The organism is Limisphaera sp. 4302-co (assembly GCF_049537155.1).
In the GTDB taxonomy this organism is placed as follows: Bacteria; Verrucomicrobiota; Verrucomicrobiia; order Limisphaerales; family Limisphaeraceae; genus Limisphaera.
Genome location: NZ_JBMVQZ010000002.1, coordinates 356,981 through 377,160, shown reverse-complemented (window position 1 = coordinate 377,160; position 20,180 = coordinate 356,981). Strand labels below are relative to the sequence as shown.

Here is a 20,180-nt window from a genome sequence, read left to right as displayed (position 1 = left end):
GCCCGCAAAACCAAGGGCCGATACCGGGCTGCCGCACCCGCGCCCTGCAGCCACCCGCTCCCGCCCGCCCCGAAACCTCCCGGGAGCAAGTCAGGTGGCCCGTGACGCCCCCGCCTTCTCCAAACGAGCGACAAACCGCCCCAACCGGTTCATGGCCTCCTTCAACTGTTCCATCCCCGTCGCGTAGGCACAGCGCAGGAAACCCTCGCCGCACCCGCCGAAGGCCGTGCCGGGCACGGCTGCCACCTTTTCCTCCTGCAGAAATCGCAGGGCAAACTCCCGGGAGCTCAGTCCAAAGCGCCGGATGTCCGGAAAGGCATAAAACGCACCGCGCGGCTCGGGACACGGCAGGCCCAGATCCCTCATGGCCGAAGCCACGAAATTCCGGCGCCGCCGATACTCGTCCACCATCTCGCGCACGTCCACCTCGGGTCGCGCCAGAGCCTCCAGGGCCGCCTTCTGGCTGAGCGAGGAGGCGCAGAGCATGGTGTACTGATGAATCTTCATCATCGCCTCGATCAGCTCCGCCGGCGCACAGGCATAGCCGAGACGGAACCCCGTCATGGCCCATGCCTTGGAAAACCCGTGCAGGAAGATGGTGCGCTCCCGCATCCCCGGCAGGCTCACCAGGCTCACATGCGGCGCGTCGTACGTGAGCTCGGCATAGATCTCATCCGTGATGACCAGCAGATCATGCCGGCGCACGAAGTCGGCGATCTCCTCCAGATCCCGCCGATCCATCACCGCTCCGGTGGGGTTGTTGGGGAAATTCAGCAGCAGTACCTTGGTCCGCGGCGTCACCCGCGACTCGAGCATCGAGCGCGTCAGCCGGAAACCGTCCTCGGCACGCGTCTCCACCGCCACCGGAACGCCGTGCGCAAACTGAACCAGGGCACGATACGACACGTAACACGGCTCATGATACAGCACCTCGTCGCCCGGATTGATCAGCGCGCGCAACGCCAGATCCAGCGCCTCGCTCACCCCCACCGTCACCAGAATCTCCGTCTCCGGATTGTACTCCGCCCCGAACTGACGCGCCACGTACCGTGACAGGGCCTTCCGGAGCTCCAGATACCCCAGGTTGCTGGTGTAATGCGTGGCCCCGCGTTCCAGCGCAAACACCGTGTATTCGCGCACATGCCAGGGCGTGTCGAAATCCGGTTCCCCGATGCTGAGACTGATCACGTCCCGCATCGTGCTGACGATGTCGAAGAAATCCCGGATGCCGGAGCGGGGAATGTCCCGCACCTGCCGCGCCACCCGGTCACGGAGAGACAGCGAGCCGTTCATCAGGAGTCTCCGGATGCATCAGAACACCCAGGCGCTTGTAGGTTTTCAGCATGAAATGCGTGGCGGTGGACAACACGCCCTCCAGCGGCGCCAGTTTCTCGCTCACAAACGCCGCCACCTCCCGCAGGTTCCGCCCCTCCACAAACAACAGCAGATCGTACGCACCGCTCATCAGATAGGCCGATCGCACCTCCGGAAACCGGCTGATCCGCTCCGCAATGCGGTCAAACCCACCTTCCCGCTGGGGGGTGACCTTCACCTCGATCACCGCCGTCACCTTGTCCAGGTCGAGCCGGTCCTCGTTCAGAATCGCCTGATACCCGCGGATGATCCCCGCCTTTTCGTACTCCCGAATGCGAGCCTCCACCTCCTCCACCGAGAGGTTCAGCATGCGGGCGATCGTCTCGCGCGATTCCAGCGCGTTGCTGGCCAGGATCTTTAAAAGTTCGTCCATAGGATTCCCCTCGCGAACGTTGGGCCGCAACCTAGCGGCTCAAACCTCACCCGTCGAGAGTGAAAGCGATCAGATCCCCGGCGCCACCAAACCGGCCCACCCGGGACGCCAGCAGCCTCTCGAATCCCTCCCCACCCGCACCGCGTCACGGAACAGTCCGGGGAACCCACCACGGAGGAACCGATCCCGCCCTTCGCAGAACACGAAACCATCCGCACCCGAACCACGCCTCGCGAAAACGGCAGGAGCCCGCCTCGCCGCAGCTCCCTGTCCGCCGTCCAGGCGCCAGCCAAACTCTCAACCGAAGTTCACTGCGGGTCCCAGGCATGGGGCCCGAGGCAACGGGCCCCCATGGCCCCATCAGGACCTCAAACGCTTGGACGCGTCCATCCGCGAACCGTGCCCCCCCTCCGCCTGCAGTCCAACCGCACGGTCGTGCCCGCACGGAACAAAACCGCGCCAGCCCATGGTCCGGACTCCGCGCGGCCACCGCATGTCCGACCGGGCTGATCACAAACGAACGAAAAACGTGTTGACAGGTTTTTTATGCCATTAACGGGCCCGTAAAGCCCAAGCGCCATGAACCAGACCCGGTTGCAGACGTCCGAACCCCTTTCGGTCTCCGCACAAGCGGGCGGTCGGGTTTTCCGCACTTCCAGCCCGGGTCGCCTGCGCAGGAGCCGAACACACCTGATCCAAACGAACGACAAGGAAACCCCTCGCGCACACGGTTGCTCGCCGCAGGCAGGCACATGCAAATGCACCCGCCGCGTTCACGGCCCTGGCCATTGGTGCATGCATCCCGGGCCGGATCGCCACCGTGCCGGCCCAGCCGTGCCCCAACGCGTTTTCGTCCAATGAGTTGAAATCCATTTGCACGGAATGCACCGACTCCGGACCCCGGCCCAAGAATAACGGCGTCCCATGTTCCTGGGTCACCGCCAACCAAATCGTCTTCTGCGATGCAGCCTCCGGGTCAAGTGCCTGACCATCCCGAACCCGGACGGCACCCCCGTGAAGGCGTGGGTCACCATCACCGAGCGCGCGGGAGGAATCTGTACCAACGGCACTTGCAAGGACTTCACCCAGACCAACGCATGGGAGCAATGGTTACCCGTTCGCATTTCCATCGGGTGTCACCCGTAAGCTCGGTGTGCAACCTTTCCCATCAAGGTCCCGTGGAGCCGAAGAAGCCCGCCCCCCGGCCGCCGGGACGGCCCCTTGTTGACAGCCTGTGCGTTCGGAGTTTCCAACCCACTGGACTCATGCGAATCATCCTGACCGTTGCGTCTTCGATCCGGGTCGGTTTGTGTTGGATCGTCCTGGGCGACCGACCGCAGGCGGGGGTGGTACCGGCATTGACCGTCGAGGGCACGGCCGCTTGGGGAACTCCGGATACCACCGACCCGTGGGTCTATCGCTTCCAGATACGCCTCCAGGACCGGCGGTGAGAGATCCGGCTTGAGCCCGCACTCACGCCCATCGAAGACACCCGCGGCTACTTCCGTCACCTCGCTGCCGGTGACGAAAACACCGTGTATTTGGTCACCGAACGAACCTCGGACAAGGCCATCAAACAGGTCATCCCTGTCCCCCCCACCTTCTCCAAAGGAAACGGGCATCCCCAACACCCTTCACATCACTGAACACACCAACGGAGTGCCTTCTGAGGTGCACATGGCGGCTGCGGTGTGGTTGGCGTTCGCTTCACACGGACATCTGGCCGGGCTCAAACCCAGTGATCTGATGAGCACGCCCTTTTCCACAGGGGTGACGTCGGGCAACCCCGTGAATTCATCGGTCGCCCATTGGTATCAGGAGGCCACCTGGTGGAAGAAGCTGCCCGGCTCCTGGGGTGTGCCGGCCCTGCTGCACATGGCCGAGGACGGCGAACTCAAATGGTACGTCGGCATGCAGATCCGCGGGCGCGGAGAACGCCACCCGGTCCCATTCGACAAGGGTTTTATCAACATCGTCTATGAAGTCCTCGAAACCCGGACTTCGACGGCTGGCGGGTCCCGTGGCGAGCCCGTCTCAGCCTGTACCAGCTGAAGTCCTACTGGGGTGAGCGGCTGGACCCTCACACGGGCTTCTTTGAAACCCAGGGCGTCAACATCCGGGCCGAAAGAATCCGGACCCACAACGATGCCATCGTCCTTTCTCCGCCCATCCGGGGAGTAGCCATGGTCGACGATCACCGGGTGCGCTCCGAGGGCCGGCAGGGTTTGGTGACTTACGCCAACACCAACCGGATCCTTTCATTGGAAGAGTTGCCGCAGGCAAAGCCGGGGCCGTATTCGGCTTGGGAACTTGCGCAGGGCAACTGGTCGGCCGTCGCCCGCGGTCAGCGGCTGGCCGAGGCGGAGACACGGCAGGCCCGCCGCGCGGTGACCTACCGGCGGATCCTCATCACCAGCAGCCTCGTCCTGGCGCTGGCCATCGGCTGGACCCTCTACAGACACCGCATCTCCCCGGCCGGCAGGGCATTCGGTCATAAGCCGCCTTTTTCATGACATGGTTGCAAAAGAGGGTCCATGGGGATGAGCCGGCCTGATGCCCGGGCCCCCGGGCCGGGCACTTGAGAGCGGTCCACACAACGAAAGGTTGCTTGCCTTGCCCGTCGGGAGTCGGCCGCACCTGTGCCTAACCGCACTGCGGCGCTTCACGGCGGTGCTGCTGGGGCTCACGGCCCTGGGAAAAGCGGTGGACCGGCCACGGACAGTGTAAGGGGTAACGACCCGGTGTTGCAACCGGACCGGCGCTGGGGCGGACCGGTGCCGTGCTGCGGCAGCTGGTTATGGAAGGTTACCCGTGGACAGGTCGGTTGCGCGTGGCCCAAGGTCTTTTGCTCCTGTCGCTCGGCGGTAATTTCGTGGTTTGCCACGCAGCCCTGGCGGGTGATCGAGCCACAGGGTGCGGATGTGTGGGCTGGCTTGACCCGACCAGGGAGTCCCGCCCGAAAACGGAAGAACGGATGGCAGTGGGCATGGCCACCGGGATGTTGGTGTTGGGGATCGTCACCCTTGTGGCGGCCCGGAGAACTGCAGAGGCGGAGGCAGAAAGCGGACCGGACAGCGGATGGTGTTACAGCCTGTACTGTGGGAACGATGACTGCGCCACGGCAGCCGCTGTGTACAAACGCCACCGGGGTAGGCTGTTCCGTCAGTGGCTGCCTCCCGCGCCTGAGTCCGAAAACTCTGGCGCCCCGACAGAGCGGGACTCCGAGGGCTTTCCCAGCCCCAACGTCCGGTGGCGTCCACTGGAGTCCGCCCACCTTCCCGCAGTCAGCTGCCGAAGAGCTCATGGTTCGAGCATGGTCCCTGCTGGACCAAGCTCCCAATCTCCCATACCAAGGGAGTGTTGGCAGGACGGTCGGATCGGAGGAGCGGCCGTGGACCGCACCGAGGGTCTCGCGAGCCCCCCCACCAACGCATGGATAGAATGAACAACATGGCTCCAACGCGGCGGGTTTCCCACGCCGAGGGCGTGCTCCTGCTGGTCGTGGCGCTGTTCCACGTCGGGTTGCTGGTGTAGGCGGCCTGGAGAGCGACAGCATGGCAGGGGACGACGAGGGCGGTCACCTCCCCTCAGGCATCTGGCACTGGCAATCCGGGGAATCTGATCTGTACCGTGTCAATCCGCCGCTGGTTCGGTTGTGGGCCTGTTGGCCGGTACGGGAGGTCGCAGCGGAGCAGATGCCGGCCTGGGTTGAAGAGGCTTTTCAGGTCCGGCGCCCCGAGTTCCTGCTGATGAGCCGGTTTGTGCAGGAGCTGGGTTGGGAGGCCCAAATGCTCCTGTTCCGGACGCGGCTCATGGTGCTGCCGCTGAGCCTGCTGGGATCGTGGATCTGCCGCCGGCGGGCCCGGGCAGTGTTTGGGGCACGGGCCGGGCTTTTCTCTGCGATGCTGTCAAGCGTGAGGCCGAACGTTTTGGGACATGGCCACCTCATCACGCCCGACCTGGGCGCGGCGGCGATCGGTTTGGCAGCCGGATACGTGTTATGGCGGTGGTACAGGCAGCCCGCGCCCGTCCGCGCGCTGGAAGCCGGAGTGCTTCTGGGACTTGCGCTACTGACCAAGTTCACCTGGATCGTACTCGTGCCCCTGTGGCCACTGATCTGGTTCTTCCTCTGCCGTGGGGTGGGCATGTCAGGGCGCGCCCGCGCCCTGGCGGCGGGAAACGGTGCAGATGGCGGCGGTCCTTGCCTCGGCCTGGCTGGTCCTCCGTGTGGGATACGCCTTCGAAGGCACGATGCGTCGCCTGGGGGATTACCCGCTCAGTTGTCGCTGGTTGACCCGGCCGGGAGACCCAGCCCGTGGCGAGCTCGGCAGGATCAACCGGTTCCAAGGCACATGGCTGGGGTCAGTGCCGGTGCCGCTTCCGTTTAACTAAGTACTCGGAATGGACGTTCGACAGAGCGAGTTCGATCCTGGCAACCGGTCCCATCTGCGGGGTCAATGGCGTCATGGCGGTTGACGGTATTACGATTTGTACGCCGGGGGGGTGAAAGAGCCGGTGGGAATGTTGTTGCTGGAGACAACGGCAGGGTTCCGGCTGGCCCGACGGCGGCTACCCTGTCCCGTGCTCCCGGATGAGGCGGCTCTGCTCCTGCCACCTCTGGCAGTGGTGGCCCTGGTCAGTTCACACACAGGGTTCAACCATCATTTCCGTTACGTGTTACCGGTCGTACCGTTTTTCTATGTTTGAGTCGCCCGGGTTGTGCAACGTTTGCGGTTCGATCCGGACGCCGCCACCCTCTGATTGACCGGGCTGGCAGCATGGACGGTCTTCAGCAGTCTCCGGGTGTACCCTCACAGCCTGAGTTACTTCAACAAATGCACGGGGGGTCCGGAAAACAGGTGGCGGCATCTGCTGCACAGCAACACGGACTGGGGCCAGGACCTGGCCCGGCTGCGGCGCTGGGCGGAGACGCATCCGGATGCCCGCCCGCTCTACGTGACGGCGGCCGTCTCGGCCAGCCCGGCACTGGAAGGATGGCACTGGCTGCCGCCGCCCGTGGACCCAAGCGAGGCGGACCCGATCGTCCACGCCGATCGTCCCGTGGGCCTACAACCTGGCTGGTACGCGGCCAGTGTCAAGGGTCTGCAGGAACGGGATGGGGGTGTGGCTTATCAGCGTATCGCGCAGCCGATGGGCCGCATCGGATACACCCTCTGGCTTTATCATCTGACGGAATCGGATGTGGTGAGGATCCGGCTCCGGATGGAAGAGGGGAAAGCAGGATGGACTGTTTCGGGACCGACGGGTGGGGCTGCATTCACCACCCCTGGCAGCCGGGCGTCTCTCTCCATCCGAGTCGCCACCGGGCAGGAGTCCTTCACTTTCGAACCGGTGGGCCGGCCCATGGCCGGGCTTGCAAGGGAGAGCGAAAACGCGGCGCGTCAGAAAGGCCCGGGCAGAAAACGGAACCGGCCATCAAAGGTCTTCGCCGGACCGGCCGATTGACCGGCCAAACGGCGCGGGATGCTTCAACGGCGCGTCCAAAGACTGAAGCGGCCGCTTCCGGCTTGACTCCAGAGAAGGGAGTGTCCGACCAGGTGGAAAGTGAACCATGCGCCGCTAAAAGGAGCAGCGCACCGGGGGCTCATGTCCGAGGCTTTCATCCAACCATCTCCGTCCCGGTCACTCCGACGATCGGTCTCCATCCGACGACAGGGCCACCGGGCGGGGCGGTGTCGGTGGGAATCCCCTTGTGAGACCTCTGACGGTAATTAGGATGGAAGCGGTCAGTCATGAATCGCACGCCGCGCATCCTGATCGTGGACGACGATCCCGGCCAACGCAGCCTGCTGGAGTCGTTTCTGCGCGGCCGGGGCTACGTCACCCTGACGGCCTCCACCGGGGAGGAAGCCCTGGCCGTCCTGCAACGCGAACCGGTGGATCTGCTGATCTCCGACGTCCGGATGCCCGGAATCTCCGGCCTGGAAACCCTGCGCCGCGCCCGCCAGCAGAATGCACTCCTGCCGGTCCTGCTGGTGACCGCCTACGCCGACATCCGCGAAGCCGTGGGGGCCATGCGCGACGGCGCGCTCAATTACCTGCCCAAACCCATAGACCTGGAGGAACTGCTCCAGCACGTCCGGCAGGCCACCGGCCAGTCCGCAGACCGGACCGATCTCGGGCCCTTGCCGGAACTGCCGCCGGACGTGGTGGCCGTCAGCCCGCAGATGCGCGCGCTGCTTCGCGACGCCGCACTGGTGGCCCGGTCCGAAACCCGTGTCCTGATCACCGGGGAAAGCGGCGTGGGCAAGGAAGTCCTGGCCGATCTGATCCATGCCTGGAGCCCGCGCGCCCACGGCCCCCTCATCAAGATCAACTGCGCGGCCATCCCCGAGACCCTTTTGGAAAGCGAACTGTTCGGCCATGAAAAGGGCGCCTTCACCGGCGCGACGCGCCAGCGGATCGGCCGGTTCGAGGAGGCCCGCGGCGGCACGTTGTTCCTCGACGAAATCGGCGACATGGCGCTGCCGCTGCAGGCCAAACTGCTGCGCGTCATCCAGGACGGCCGTTTCCAGCGCATCGGCTCCAATCTGGACGTTCACTCGGACGCGCGGATCCTCGCCTCCACCAATCGCGACATCGAAACAGCCGTGCGCGAGGGCCGGTTCCGGGAGGATCTCTATTACCGGCTGAACGTGGTGGAACTTCACGTGCCGCCCCTGCGGGAACGGCCCGAGGACATTCTGCCCCTGGCAACCCATTTCCTGCGCCAGTTTGCAGGAGGCCGCGCGCGGTTCGCGCCCTCGGTGGCGGAGATCCTCCAAAGGTACGCCTGGCCCGGCAACGTCCGTGAACTGCGCAACGTGATGGAACGGGCCGCGCTCCTTTGCCGGGGGGAACTCGTCCTGCCGGAACACCTGCCCGCACGCATCCTCCGCAGTGTGGAAGAACAGGGGGAACCCGGAGGTTCGGAGGAATCCCTGCGTTTGGAAGAGGTCGAACGACAGAAGATCCTGGAGACCCTGCAGCGCTGCGGATTCAACCGCACCGAGACCGCCCGCGTGCTCGGCATCAGCCGCCGCACCCTCGTCTACAAACTTCAGCGCTACCGCGAAGCGGGGTACAGGGTGGACCCGCCGGACCACTGAGACCTGCTCCCGCACTCACCGGCCACAAACAATCCTTCCCACGCCCCGGCCACATTCGGGCCCGGAGGGACCCGACTCCCCCATGGGCACGCGTGAAGATCGCCGCTCCGACAGCCTCCTCCCACGGAGATACTCCTCCCCGGCATGCACCCGCCGGAGCAGCGAGATCAACGAGAACACCGCCTCCACACAACCACAGAGATACAAAAGACAAGAACAACCCTCTCTCCCAAACCACAGAGCACAGATATTCTCTTCCTCGTTGGGCGAAAGCTGTCCCCTGCCCGTTTGGGTTCATCTGAGCAGCAGCATGTGCGCCCGGACACCGTGCTGTCTCCCGTGCGATCCCACCGTCCCCGAAAAGGCCGCGGCTACGGATCAACACCGTTCGTTCCGGCTTTTCTCTTTCCTCTCCCTGTGAAGCCCGCCGCGCGCTGTGCGCCTCTCCGAGATTGCCGCGATTCCTCCACGGGCTCATCAGCCGGCACGGATCGCAGCCGGTTACGGCCGCAAGGCGTGGCCAGTGGCCCGTCGTGATCATCAAAAATGGCTTTCAAATTCGTAGGTTCCCGATCCGACGGCAAACACGGCGCGGTCGCCCTCCATCCGCAGAAATTTCACCCACGCACTCCGGGCCGCCGGTTGGTTTCCCTCTGTCACGTCCTCCGCCCGTCGGGCCGGCATCCAGATTGTGGCCGTGGTGTTGGGCGGGATGGTCACCCGGAGCTGGAATACATGGTTCTCGCGTTTCCACTCGCTTGCAATGAGACCGCGAATCGAGTCGTACCGTGCGCGCGCCCGGGTGAGGTCGCCCACCGGATCGGGTCGGATCACGATCTTCTTGAATCCCGGCCCCTCGGGATCGCATTCGATGCCGCAGAGGTCCTTGTAGAACCACTCGGTGATGTGTCCCAGCATGAAGTGATTGTGGGAACCGGTGCGCCGCGCGTCCCAGAACTCGGTCAGCGCGGTGGCGCCCCGCTCGATCTGGCAGCCGTACCCGGGCGGGTCCCGCCGATTGATCATCCGGTAAACCACGTCCGAATGCCCGTTTTCCGCCAGGGCCTGCACCAGGAACCGGAATCCCACGTCCCCGGCCGTCATGGCGTAACCGCGCACGGCGAGATCGCGGATCAACGAGCCCAGCACCTCGTCCCGGTGACCGGGTTCGGCCAGCTCCATGGCCAAAGCGATGGCGTTGGCCGCCTGCGAGCCGGTGGCGTAGCCGCGCCGGGCGGGGTCCCAAAACTCGCGCCGGAATGCCGCGCGGATGGCCTCCGCCTTGCGCGCGAATGCATCGGCCTCCTCCGAACGGCCCAGCAACCGGGCCACGCGCGCCAGGGTGGCAGCGTCGAGATAGTAAAACGCCGTGGCGGTCACCTGCGGAGGAGTTAGCTCGGCCCGGTTGACGCGCGCGGGGCCCCAGTCGCACCAGTCGCCCAGCCCCTGATCCAGCAGACCGTCCTTCGCGCGGGCGTCCAGCCAGGCGAAGTAGCGTTTCATGCGATCGTAATACTCGCGCAACAAATCGAGATCGGCGTAAAAAAGGTACTGCTGCCAGGGCACCTGGATGAAGGCACTGCCCCATTCAGCGGCGGCGCGGAATGCACCGTCGAACACGGTGTGTTCAGGGGCGATATTGGGTACAAGGCCCTCCGGCAACTGTGCGTCCGCCATGTCGTGCATACCCTTGGTGAAGAGACGGCCCAGATCGAACTCGTAGCGGATGGCCGGACCGTTGAGGTGGTACTGCTCCAGCCAGCCCAGCTTCTCACGGTGCGGGCAGTCGGTGAGAATCGAGACCATGTTGGCCCGTTGCGCCCAGCGAACGAGGTCGCGGATTTGGTTCACCAAAGGGTTGGAACACTCGAACTCGCCCACCGGCTCGGATGTGGAATGAACCAACACGCCCTCCAGAGAGACGATCTCCGGCAACGGACCACCCGGTTCGGCCGGAAACAGGCGCGCCTCGAGATAGCGGCAACCGACGTAGTAAAACTGTGGAAACCAGGTCTCGTCCGGGTCACCGTCCGATCCGGCGACCTGCCCGGGTGAACCGCCGCGGAGCGTGTACTGCCACCAGGAAATGCCGCGGTTGGTGCTGCCCATGGTCTGACGGTCAATCGAACCATCGGGGAACAGGATCTCCGCAGGTGTCAGGCGGACCGCGCTGCCGGCGGGACCACGAACCGTGAGACGGGGCATCCAGGAGGCATTTTGACCAAGGTCGTGGATCCAGACGTCCGGTGCCAGCTTCCGGACGGCCACCGGTTTGCGGGTCTCGATGGGCCGGATCGGCAGGGCGGCGGCATGATGGCCGCGCAGGGTGGGTGCCGGTCGGACCACGGCCACGGCGTGCTCCCAATCACGGTCGTCGAATCCGGGCAGTTTCCAGCCGCGCGGTTCCTTCCGCGCATCGTAATCCTCGCCCCCGTAGATGCTGCTGTAGGTGATGGGACCCGGATGAACCTTCCAGCTGGGGTCCGTGCCCACGAACGCCGTGGTGCCGTCGGCGTATTCCAACCGCAGGTGCACGATGGCACGGAGGGGACCGAAAGATCCGGTGAACTTGGCGAAGCGATGACGCCGCACCACGTGATACATCCCGTTGCCGAGCATGAGGCCGATTGCGTTCCGTCCGGGTCGGAGCAGCTCGGTGACGTCGTACGTGTCGTACAAGGTGGTCTTGCGGTAATCGGTCCAGCCGGGGGTGAACAGGTCCTCCCCCACCCGCCGGCCGTTCAGGAACATCTCGTAATGGCCCAGGCCGCAGACGTGAACGACGGCACGGGTCAGGCCGGTGCGAACCTCGAACTCTTTGCGCAGGATCAGCGCCTCCGTTTCAGCGGGTGCACAGATCCACCGGCCGCGCCACTCGGCGGGGTCGAGAATGCCCATGATCCAAGTGCCGTTGGTGCTCCAGGGCGAGGGCCGATCCTTTTCGTCCCAAACGCGAACCTTCCAAAAGACCTGTTGCGAGGAGGACAACGGCTTCCCGGCGTAACGGATGTGAATCGTTTCGTCGGAAACAACCTTGCCCGAGTCCCACAGGTCACCCCGGTCTCGTGCCAGGAAACCGGGGGAAGAGGCCACAAGAATCCGGTAAGCGGTTTGGGCGCGGTTCCGGCCCGGGCCGGCCAGTTTCCAGAAGAGCCGGGGATGCTGCAGCTCGACGCTGCGCGCAAAAGGGTCGTATTCGCAACGCAGACTGATGGGAAGGAGGGCATCCTCGGGCGATTCCGATGATGTACTTCCCCAGACCCCGTCAGCGCCCATCAGCAGGGCTGCCAACCACACGCTGGTGAAACGTCGCAGCACGGTCACACGATCCACGGGCCACAATGTAACGGCCCGGGTGGCCCGGGGCCAATCTCCCCGGCCGGCCAGGACGCGTTTCCGGCACGGAGACAACCCCGGCCACGCGCGGACACGGCACCCACGCTCCGCTCGTGCAAGCGATCCGGCCGTTTGAATGCTCAGGACCGGCGCCGAACGAGAATCACCCAGTCCTCCCCGGGGTCTGCCGGCGGGTTGCCGAGGCGGACCGGACCGGGTCCTTCCACCTCGCCAACCGTGCCGGTCTGCAACGGGCCGCCCTCCCGCGGGTTGTACCACCTGACCTCGAACGTTTCCCGGCCAGGCCCGAGGTCCAGCGTGGCCGTGCCTCCCCGGGGCAGGTACACCACGTACATCTCTCCCGGCAGGGCGAGACAATAGCGGGAATTGTCGTGGGTGGGATTGCCCACGAGAGCGTCGGCATTGTACGCGGCCCAGAAGGTGACGCGGTGATCCCGAAAGAAGGCCAGGGCCAGTCTGCCGTACCGCCAACTGCGGTCCCTGCTGCGCCAGTCCTCGCACTGGAGATCGTTCTGGGGCAGGTCGTAACCAAAGTAATACTCCACACCGGCGCCCCCGGCCATCGGCGTACCCCAGAGACAGTACCGCCGGATGTCGTGCAGGGAGTAGGTGCGGTCGCCGTCCCGTGCCGTACCCGGGTGCCCGGCGAAACCCGGGTCCGGAGGCACCCCGCCCGAGGCAGGGTTTTGTTCGTCATGGCAGGCCACCCATGGATGCCCCGCGCGCGCGGATGCTTCAATCCAGTGCAGCACCCGCTGATGCGCCGCGCTCCAGTGGTTCTGTAGGGAAACGCCTGTCAACACGGCTCGACCGCCCAACAACGGGTTGTACACGTGCTCCTGCTGGTTCGGGTAGGTATGGAGCACGACGGGATGATCGTAGGGATCCAGTTCCCGCAACCAGGCAGCCATCGCCCGAATCTGTTCGGTGCTTTGCGAGTTTTCCTCGCCCAAGTTCCACTGCAGCGCGGGCAGATGCGCGAATCGAGCCACCAACTCGCGCAGGTAAAGTTTTCGTTCGGGGCCCAGGTCTCCTCCGTCGAGCGCCTCGGGAACGACCCGTACCGATCCGCCCGCGCCGACACGGTTGTCGTCCATTTCGGTCTCCTGGAGCTTGAAATGGACCAGCAGGCCGCGGCGGTTGGCGTGCTCGAACACGACGGCCCACTGGTCGAGCTTCGAACAGTCGTAGTGGAACTTGTCGTTGCGCGTCACGAACGGCCAGACATCGTCGCCGTCGCCACCGGCGTTGTAGGTGAGGAGGCTGACGGCGTTCATGCCGCAGCCGGCCAGGTAGTTGAGGGCACCGATCAACCCCCGACCGCGGCCGTTCTGCCAGGTGGGATCGCCGGGACGCCAGTCACGCACATGCGGTTCCCAGGTTTTGAGACGGCCGGTGGGGGCGTTCTCGCCCGGCCGGGCCGCACGCCGGCCCGGCGCCACGGTGCCGTCGAAGTCGGCGTACGCGAGCAGATTCTCGGGCGAATCCGCGCCCACCTTCAGGAAAAACTCGCCGGAGCCGGCGCAACGGAGATATCGAGTGCCGACGTACTCGAGCCGGCCCCGCCCGCGGAAATCCGGCGGCGCCTTGTCGGAAGGGCCGATATCAAACGACCCGCTGCGATGAGACAGGGCGCGGGCGCCCGGCACCGCGCCGTCGTCGATGGCCACCCCCTTGCCCTGCAGGAGCGTCAGTTCGTACTCCCAGCGGCCCACGGCATCCGGGGCGAAATGGACCCGCCAGCAGGACCCGGCATCGGCGGAGGTTTCCCCCGCCCGCCCATCGGCTGCAAAGTAGCCCGGCACCACGTACCTGCGCCCCGTCGCCGGATGCCGAAAGACGGCCGTCAACCGATAATCGGTAAACGGATTGGGATCGGTGTCCCGTTCATTCGCGAAAGGACCGTCCAGGTCGAGGGTCAGCTTGTGCCACTGTTTCAACTCTCCCCGGACCGTCACCGTGCCGCTGCCCGGCAGCCGGGCCGCCGCATGCGCATCGGAATCCGCATCCGGTCGCGCCGCATCCGCAGACACCAACCAAGCGAGCACGGTCAGTGCGGCAAGTTGAAGCAGGGCTCTTCGTTTCACGTGCCCACTGTCGGTTGCGCAGACCGGGCAGGCAAGTCGGGCGCGTGCCTTTCGTACCGCCGTCGCGGCCGGTGCGTCATCCCGGTTTCTGACGCGGCCGCAGCGGCCGGGGACGCTGCCGCGGCGGTCGCTGCCAGTGGCGCACCCGGTGGAGATACTCCAGTTCCTGGCGCAGTTTCTGGTAGCTGGCCAGTCGTTCGGGATCGAGTTCCCCGGCAGCCACGGCCTCGCGCACGGCACAGCCCGGCTCGGTTGCGTGGTGACAGTCGCGGAACCGGCAACGCAGCGCCAACAACTCGATGTCGGGAAAGGCCTCGTGCAGACCTTCCCCGGCCATCCACAGGTGGAACTCACGCATGCCCGGGGTGTCAATCACCAGCCCGCCATCGGGCAGCACGATCAGCTCGCGCCATGTCGTGGTGTGCCGGCCCTTGTGATCGCGTTCGCGCACCTCCGCCGTGGGCTGGATTTCCTCGCCGTAAAGCCGGTTGATGAGGCTGGACTTGCCCACGCCCGACGGGCCGAGGAACACGCCGGTGCGTCCCGGCGGCAGAAGCTGCCGCAGCTCCTCGATACCCGCGCCGGATCGCGCGCAGGTGAGGATCACCGGAGCCTCCCCGGCCCGGCGCCGCGCCTCGTTCATCAGGGCCGTCGGGTCCTGGCACAGATCGGCCTTGTTCAGCACCACCGCCGGCTGCACCCCGCCCTCCAGGCACATGAGCAGCATCCGCTCCAGCAGCCGCGCATTGAAGGTTTGATCGAGTGCCTGGACCAAAAACGCCACATCCACGTTCGTGACCAGGACCTGTTCTTCTGTTTCGCGGCCGGCCACCTTGCGCGCCAGTCGGGTCCGGCGGGGCAGAACCGTTTCAATCCGGGCTGGTTGCCCCGGTGCACCGGGTGTACGGTAACCGACCCAGTCGCCCACCTTCGGCAGATCGGCCTCGCTCTCGGCCAGCCGCACCATCTTCCCGGGAACCTGTGCCTCGCACTCACCCTCCTCGCCCCACAAAAGGTAGCGATGTTTCTCCTGGGTGATCACCCGGGCCGGCCGCAGCCCCGTCTCGCGATGGGGTTGGAAAGCCTCTTCCCAGCCCGGATCCCAACCCAACGTCTCCAACGATGGAACCGCACTGTTCATGCAACCCACGGAGCTAACCACAGCAACCTTGTGCTGGCAACGTCCACGCTCGCAAGGGGGCCGCCCGTGCAAAGGCCGGGTTGAAATCCCCGGGCCCGGAACCGTCCCCTGCCTCCTGAAAGCCCGCCCGACGGCGCCGAAACACCCGGTCCACCCGTCGTCATGCCAATCGCAGGCTCCGCCCCGGGAACCTCGCAGGTCCGTGTGGTCCCGCAAGAAACCGGTCCAGCGGGGCTTGTCCACCCGGCGGTTGCCGGGCGCAAAAAGAGTCGGCAGGGGCGCTTCCCATTCAAAAGTCACCCGAGACAGCGCGCGATCAGCCCGGGTGTTGCCGCGCCCGTCCCTTGCATGCGCCAAGCGAGGTCTGGATGGTTCGGGGTCGGTGCAACGTCCGTACGGCCCTGCGCGGAGTTCACGGTCACGGGATGAGCAGCGCGTCCGGCACACGCCGCCGGGATGCGCCATTGCCCAGGCGGACACCAAGCCGGTCGCCCCGGGCACAAGCCGCCCCGGCCTGAAATCTGCAACCACACCAACCCTGAGTTTCCGGCCGCGAGCCTCCGTCCCATCGGACGGCATCGGCAGGTCAGTATCGGACGCGGAAGAACAGACGCTGGTTTGTGGGACGCACGGTGTACGGACTGGTGGCGTTGGCCACCGGCTGCCATGGACCCGTGACCGCAGGCGCCTGCTCCAGCACGCCCCCACCCGTCCATCTCAGCGTCAGCCCGTTCGGGCCCCGTTCCAGCGTGATCCTGCGCTCACAAACCACCGTGACACGGAAGGTGCAGGTGGCCGTGTTACCGGCCAGGCTGGTCGCAACATTGGTCACCACGGTCGTGCCCACGGGGAAGAGGCTGCCCGACGGCGGCACGGAGACCACCGCCACGTTGGTTTCATAGAGCGTGTGCGCGCGCACGCTGAACTGGACGTGGGCGCCCTCGGGCGTATCGCAGGGCACGACCAGGTCGGCCGGGCATTCGATGGTCACCGGCGAGGGATCCACCACGGTCAGGATCACGTTGGTCGTGCCGATGTTCCCGTTTTCGTCCACCACGGAGAGTTCCACAGCGTAAATCCCGGGCGGAACGGCGGTGGCGGGCACGGGCACCTGCTGGGGTCGGGGCAGTTCCAGCGAGCAGTTGTCCTCCACGGTGGTCAGCGTGCGCAGGTCGGGCACAAACGCCGTGCCGGGCTGCTGTGGGTTCTGAGTAACGTCCAGTGTGACATGCGTGAGGGCCGGCACCACCGCGGGCGGTGCCACGTCTCCGAAGTGGAAACAGCCCGCGTGCCCGTAGGAATCGTACAGGCCCCAACCGTAGGTGAGGATCCCGAACGGCGCGCCTGCCGTCAGGATGTGCGCGCCGGCGCTCACGGCCACGTTGGCCACGGCATAGGAGCTGCCGGGAACGGGCTGGAACAGCGCCGGGTTGATGGCCACGCCGTCCAGAAGGACACTGTTGGTCACCGAGATCGGCGTCACCACCTGCACATAGTGGGCCGAGAACCCGTTGGTGGGCGTGCAAACGATGTACGCAGTCGAGAAATGCCGCGGCGACTGCACCAGCGCCATGAACGGGTCCGATTGGGCATTGGCATCCCAGTCCGAACTGGCCGCATAATGCGCCACCAGGACCGGCCGGGAGGCGGTGATTCGGACAGGGCCGGTGGCCAGGCCGAGGAAAGCCTGCCCCGCGTTGAGGGTGGTGACCGTGGTGCCGTTCACTGCGACGCTGGTGCCGTCGTAGGCCGCCAGCACACGGTACGGACCGCCGTTGCCGCGTGTGGCCAGGGGCGCCAGATAGTATTCACCGCCCCAGGTGTTCACGGGAAGCAACTGTTCGACCAGCGTGTCACAGTACCACTGATTGGTCGTGGGCACGTTGGCGCAAGTGTGGCCGGCAAACACCGCCACCGGCCGGGTGGCCTTGATGAGCGTGCCGGTCAGATCGGCCGGTGCATCGTTGGTGTCCCGGAGCTGGTAGACGTCTCCGGGCTGGAGCACGACCGTATAGGCCGCGCCCGGCGGTTTGATGGCCGAGGTGGCGGAGGGCACGATGGTAACCACCGTATTGCTTTCCGTGCCCACGATGGCGAACTGGCTGCCGTTGAGCGGCGGCACAGCGGTGTGGAGGTTCGGCCAGGCCAGCACACGGTATTCGGTGCCCAGGGTGCTGGCATGAAAGGCCTGATAACTGTCGCTGGTGTACCGCACACGGTTGAACGCAACCACGCGCACGTCCCGCGAGGCTTTCACATGCACGGCCCGACCCGGCAGAACCACGTCATTGAAATCGCCCAGGTCGGCCAGCGGAGGTAGCGGCACCCGGGCGGTGAAGCCGGCCGGGATGATGAAATTGGTGGAGAAACCAAGTGCGGCGATCGTGACGGTGCCGACCGTGCCCGCCGGTCCCTGAATGCAAAGCTCCGGTTGAGGCGGATTGGTGGGGTCCGGGGCGTAGTTCCCGGGAAACGTCAACCAGAACTCGCGCCCCTCACAACCGAGATCGCAACGTTCCCGGTCCGGGATGATGCGCGCCACGTGATCCTCCACCTCCCCATCCGGAGCGGGCCCCACGAAGCCGAGGTCCGGTCCCTGGACGGTAAACCGCCAGCGGGAGTACACGGCGCCCACCGCGGCCGTTTCCGGCACCTCAAAGGAGAGGGTGTTGATCCCGCTGTTCAGCAGTTGGCCGGCGAAGATCTGTTCGCCCGGGTCGGCCCAGGAACCGTTCTGATTGAAATCCATCCAGGCATAGAGACGGCCGCTGCGGGAGGCCCGCACCTCCACGGTGGCGGTGCGACCCGGCACCAGCGGTGAGGCAAAGAACACGCCGTCCTCGTCATCCGGACTGGTCGTGGGGTTGAGATCGTCCCCGTTGGCTGCGGCGTTCGGTTGGCCGTCGCCCTCGACGTCCACGCTGAACCCCAGGTAAGTCTCCGGCACCACGAAATGCCGCGCACCGTCGTCCCTGAGCAGGGTGGGATAGGGCGGCGGGGCATCGCCGAAATCCAACTGCTGTTGAATGTTGACCTGGTAGTCCTCCACCTCGCCCGCGGCGGCAAACCCGCGGAAGCTCAATCCTCCTTCCTGGTCGAGGCGGAACCGGGCGAAGGTGGTTCCCGGCACGGCACTGGCGGGCACGGCAAAAGTCAGGATGTTGCTGCCCCCCTGAATGACCCGGTTGGTGAAGATCTGCTCCCCGGCGTCCGCCCAGGACTCGTTCCGATTGAAGTCCAACCAGGCATTCAGCACGCCGAACCCCGGTCCCCCATTGGGGTTCAGGGGCGCTGTAAGGATGACCAGAACCCGGGCCGTCTGGCCGGGTGAGATGGGGGTCAGGAAGAACACCCCGTCTTCGTCGTCGGCTGCCCCGGGCGGATTCAAGTCATCGCCGGTGGCACTGGCATCCGGTTGCCCGTCCCTCTCGGTGTCGATTCGAGCGCCCAAATGGAATCCGGGCGAGATGCGGTGACGCGCCCCATCGGCGTTCAGCATCGTGGGGTACCTGCCGGGTGCGTCCCCGAAATCGAGGTCCGACGCACTCAAGGTCACGCGGTAATCTTCCACCTCGCCGTCCTCGGCCGGGCCCTTCGGCCCGAGTCCCTGCCGGACCGTACTGATACGGAAACGGGCAAAGGTATCACCCGGACGAAGCTCGAACGGCACGGTGAAGGAGAGCAGATTTGTCCCCGCGGAGACCGGCTTGGCCCTGAAGATCTGGTCGCCGGACTCGGCCCAGCTTCCATCGGCGCCGAAGTCGATCCAGGCATCCAGGAAAGCGATCTCGAAGTTGCCCGAAACCCGCACCTCCACGGTGGCGGTGGTGCCGGGAACGATGGGCGAAAGAAATGTGACGCCATCTTCGTCATCGCTCCCGGGCGGATTCCTGTCGTCACCCAGTGCATCCGCATCGGGTTGACCGTCTGCCTCCGTGTCTTCCTGCAGGCCGAGCCTGGGTCCGCCGGGGACGTGACTGGCGCCGCCGTCGCGTTCGAGCGTGGGATACGGGGATGGGGCATCTCCATAGTCGGCGGACCCGCCGCCGATCGACACCTCGTAATCCTCCACCTCGCCGTCGGCCGCCTTCTGGAAGGGGATTCCGACACGGACCGTGCTGACACGGAATCGTGCGAACGTGACGCCGGGCACCGCATCCCGGGGGACCGCGAAGTCCACCACGTGCGTTCCCGGTCCCACCTGAATGCCGGCGATGATGTGATCGGCCTGGTCGTCCCAAACGCCGTCCCGGGCGAAGTCCACCCACGCATCCACGAACGCCGTTTGGAAATCGCTGCCGCCAATGACGATCTCCACCGCGGCCGCCCGGCCCGGCACAAGCGGCGTCAAAAACACCACCCCATCCTCGTCGTCGCTGGCGCCCACCGGATTCTGATCGTCGCCCACCGCGTTGGGATCCGGCTGACCGTCCGATTCGACGTCCACCCACTGGCCGAGCCGCGGTCCCCCCGGCGGGTGCCACGCGCCGCCGGCTTCGAGCATGGTCGGATACGGCTCGGGAGCATCGCCGAAATCGGCCCTCTGCGCACGCAGATCGCCGACCGAAACGCCAAACATCAGCGCCAGCAAAACGGGCAACCGCATCGAAAACCGGCCGGGTTTCGACGAAGGCGAGAAGAGCGAGGAGGCATGTCCGCCGGGGTTCGCCGGTTCCCGGCCGCGTCCCGGTGCCGTGGGACGCGCATGCAGGTTTCGAATGGGAATCAGGGATCTCATG

At 65.7% G+C, this 20,180-nt stretch carries 14 protein-coding genes and 1 pseudogene; 9 read left to right on the top strand and 6 right to left on the bottom strand.

Going from position 1 to position 20,180, the window contains the following annotated elements; genetic code table 11:
- Positions 1–90: 90 nt before the first annotated feature.
- Together ACPDIX_RS03610 and ACPDIX_RS03605 are read right to left on the bottom strand one after the other, a co-directional pair.
- Positions 91–1,293 (bottom strand): aminotransferase class I/II-fold pyridoxal phosphate-dependent enzyme, encoded by a 1,203-nt coding sequence (locus ACPDIX_RS03610; RefSeq protein WP_423430409.1) that lies wholly within the window; start codon positions 1,291–1,293, stop codon positions 91–93.
- Complete coding sequence (locus ACPDIX_RS03605; RefSeq protein ID WP_423430408.1) at positions 1,268–1,747, bottom strand: Lrp/AsnC family transcriptional regulator; 480 nt, start codon at positions 1,745–1,747, stop codon at positions 1,268–1,270. The genes ACPDIX_RS03610 and ACPDIX_RS03605 overlap by 26 nt, the downstream gene beginning before the upstream one ends.
- Positions 1,748–2,671: 924 nt before the next feature.
- On the opposite strand from ACPDIX_RS03605, the gene ACPDIX_RS03600 reads away from it, so the two are divergent.
- From ACPDIX_RS03600 to ACPDIX_RS03560, 9 genes and pseudogenes are all read left to right on the top strand, one after another.
- A complete protein-coding gene (locus ACPDIX_RS03600; RefSeq protein WP_423430407.1) occupies positions 2,672–2,893 on the top strand; it encodes a hypothetical protein in 222 nt (73 codons plus the stop codon).
- Positions 2,894–3,012: 119 nt separating this feature from the next.
- Positions 3,013–3,198 carry a hypothetical protein gene (locus ACPDIX_RS03595; RefSeq protein WP_423430406.1) on the top strand — a complete coding sequence of 62 codons (186 nt, stop codon included), beginning with the start codon at positions 3,013–3,015 and terminating at the stop codon, positions 3,196–3,198.
- Positions 3,199–3,424: 226 nt separating this feature from the next.
- Complete coding sequence (locus tag ACPDIX_RS03590) at positions 3,425–3,799, top strand: hypothetical protein (RefSeq protein WP_423430405.1); 375 nt, start codon at positions 3,425–3,427, stop codon at positions 3,797–3,799.
- Positions 3,800–3,930: 131 nt separating this feature from the next.
- Positions 3,931–4,260, top strand: coding sequence for a hypothetical protein (locus ACPDIX_RS03585; RefSeq protein ID WP_423430404.1), 330 nt, complete (start codon positions 3,931–3,933; stop codon positions 4,258–4,260).
- A gap of 1,041 nt (positions 4,261–5,301) precedes the next feature.
- Positions 5,302–5,841, top strand: a pseudogene (locus ACPDIX_RS03580) (glycosyltransferase family 39 protein); the annotation flags it as partial.
- 40 nt (positions 5,842–5,881) lie between these two features.
- A complete protein-coding gene (locus ACPDIX_RS03575) occupies positions 5,882–6,139 on the top strand; it encodes a hypothetical protein (protein WP_423430466.1) in 258 nt (85 codons plus the stop codon).
- Between the two features lie 111 nt (positions 6,140–6,250).
- A complete protein-coding gene (locus tag ACPDIX_RS03570) occupies positions 6,251–6,454 on the top strand; it encodes a hypothetical protein (protein WP_423430403.1) in 204 nt (67 codons plus the stop codon).
- Between the two features lie 54 nt (positions 6,455–6,508).
- The gene (locus tag ACPDIX_RS03565; RefSeq protein WP_423430402.1) at positions 6,509–7,213 is read left to right on the top strand and encodes a hypothetical protein; all 705 of its coding nucleotides are present in this window, start codon (positions 6,509–6,511) and stop codon (positions 7,211–7,213) included.
- Positions 7,214–7,500: 287 nt separating this feature from the next.
- Positions 7,501–8,856, top strand: coding sequence for a sigma-54-dependent transcriptional regulator (locus tag ACPDIX_RS03560; RefSeq protein ID WP_423430401.1), 1,356 nt, complete (start codon positions 7,501–7,503; stop codon positions 8,854–8,856).
- A gap of 540 nt (positions 8,857–9,396) precedes the next feature.
- On the opposite strand, the gene ACPDIX_RS03555 is transcribed toward ACPDIX_RS03560, so the two are convergent.
- The 4 genes from ACPDIX_RS03555 to ACPDIX_RS03540 form a co-directional block, all read right to left on the bottom strand.
- The gene (locus ACPDIX_RS03555; RefSeq protein ID WP_423430400.1) at positions 9,397–12,189 is read right to left on the bottom strand and encodes a family 78 glycoside hydrolase catalytic domain; all 2,793 of its coding nucleotides are present in this window, start codon (positions 12,187–12,189) and stop codon (positions 9,397–9,399) included.
- A 143-nt stretch (positions 12,190–12,332) separates the two neighbouring features.
- Positions 12,333–14,300, bottom strand: coding sequence for a DUF5060 domain-containing protein (locus ACPDIX_RS03550; protein ID WP_423430399.1), 1,968 nt, complete (start codon positions 14,298–14,300; stop codon positions 12,333–12,335).
- Positions 14,301–14,376: 76 nt separating this feature from the next.
- A complete protein-coding gene (gene rsgA, locus ACPDIX_RS03545) occupies positions 14,377–15,441 on the bottom strand; it encodes a ribosome small subunit-dependent GTPase A (protein ID WP_423430398.1) in 1,065 nt (354 codons plus the stop codon).
- Between the two features lie 586 nt (positions 15,442–16,027).
- Positions 16,028–20,179 (bottom strand): GEVED domain-containing protein, encoded by a 4,152-nt coding sequence (locus tag ACPDIX_RS03540; protein ID WP_423430397.1) that lies wholly within the window; start codon positions 20,177–20,179, stop codon positions 16,028–16,030.
- Position 20,180: the final 1 nt, after the last annotated feature.

Coding starts and splice junctions, on each gene's coding strand:
- ACPDIX_RS03610 (WP_423430409.1), bottom strand. CDS start 1,293: ATGAACGGCTCGCTGTCTCTCCGTGACCGGGTGGCGCGGCAGGTGCGG.
- ACPDIX_RS03605 (WP_423430408.1), bottom strand. CDS start 1,747: ATGGACGAACTTTTAAAGATCCTGGCCAGCAACGCGCTGGAATCGCGC.
- ACPDIX_RS03600 (WP_423430407.1), top strand. CDS start 2,672: ATGTTCCTGGGTCACCGCCAACCAAATCGTCTTCTGCGATGCAGCCTC.
- ACPDIX_RS03595 (WP_423430406.1), top strand. CDS start 3,013: ATGCGAATCATCCTGACCGTTGCGTCTTCGATCCGGGTCGGTTTGTGT.
- ACPDIX_RS03590 (WP_423430405.1), top strand. CDS start 3,425: ATGGCGGCTGCGGTGTGGTTGGCGTTCGCTTCACACGGACATCTGGCC.
- ACPDIX_RS03585 (WP_423430404.1), top strand. CDS start 3,931: ATGGTCGACGATCACCGGGTGCGCTCCGAGGGCCGGCAGGGTTTGGTG.
- ACPDIX_RS03560 (WP_423430401.1), top strand. CDS start 7,501: ATGAATCGCACGCCGCGCATCCTGATCGTGGACGACGATCCCGGCCAA.
- rsgA (WP_423430398.1), bottom strand. CDS start 15,441: ATGAACAGTGCGGTTCCATCGTTGGAGACGTTGGGTTGGGATCCGGGC.
- ACPDIX_RS03540 (WP_423430397.1), bottom strand. CDS start 20,179: ATGAGATCCCTGATTCCCATTCGAAACCTGCATGCGCGTCCCACGGCA.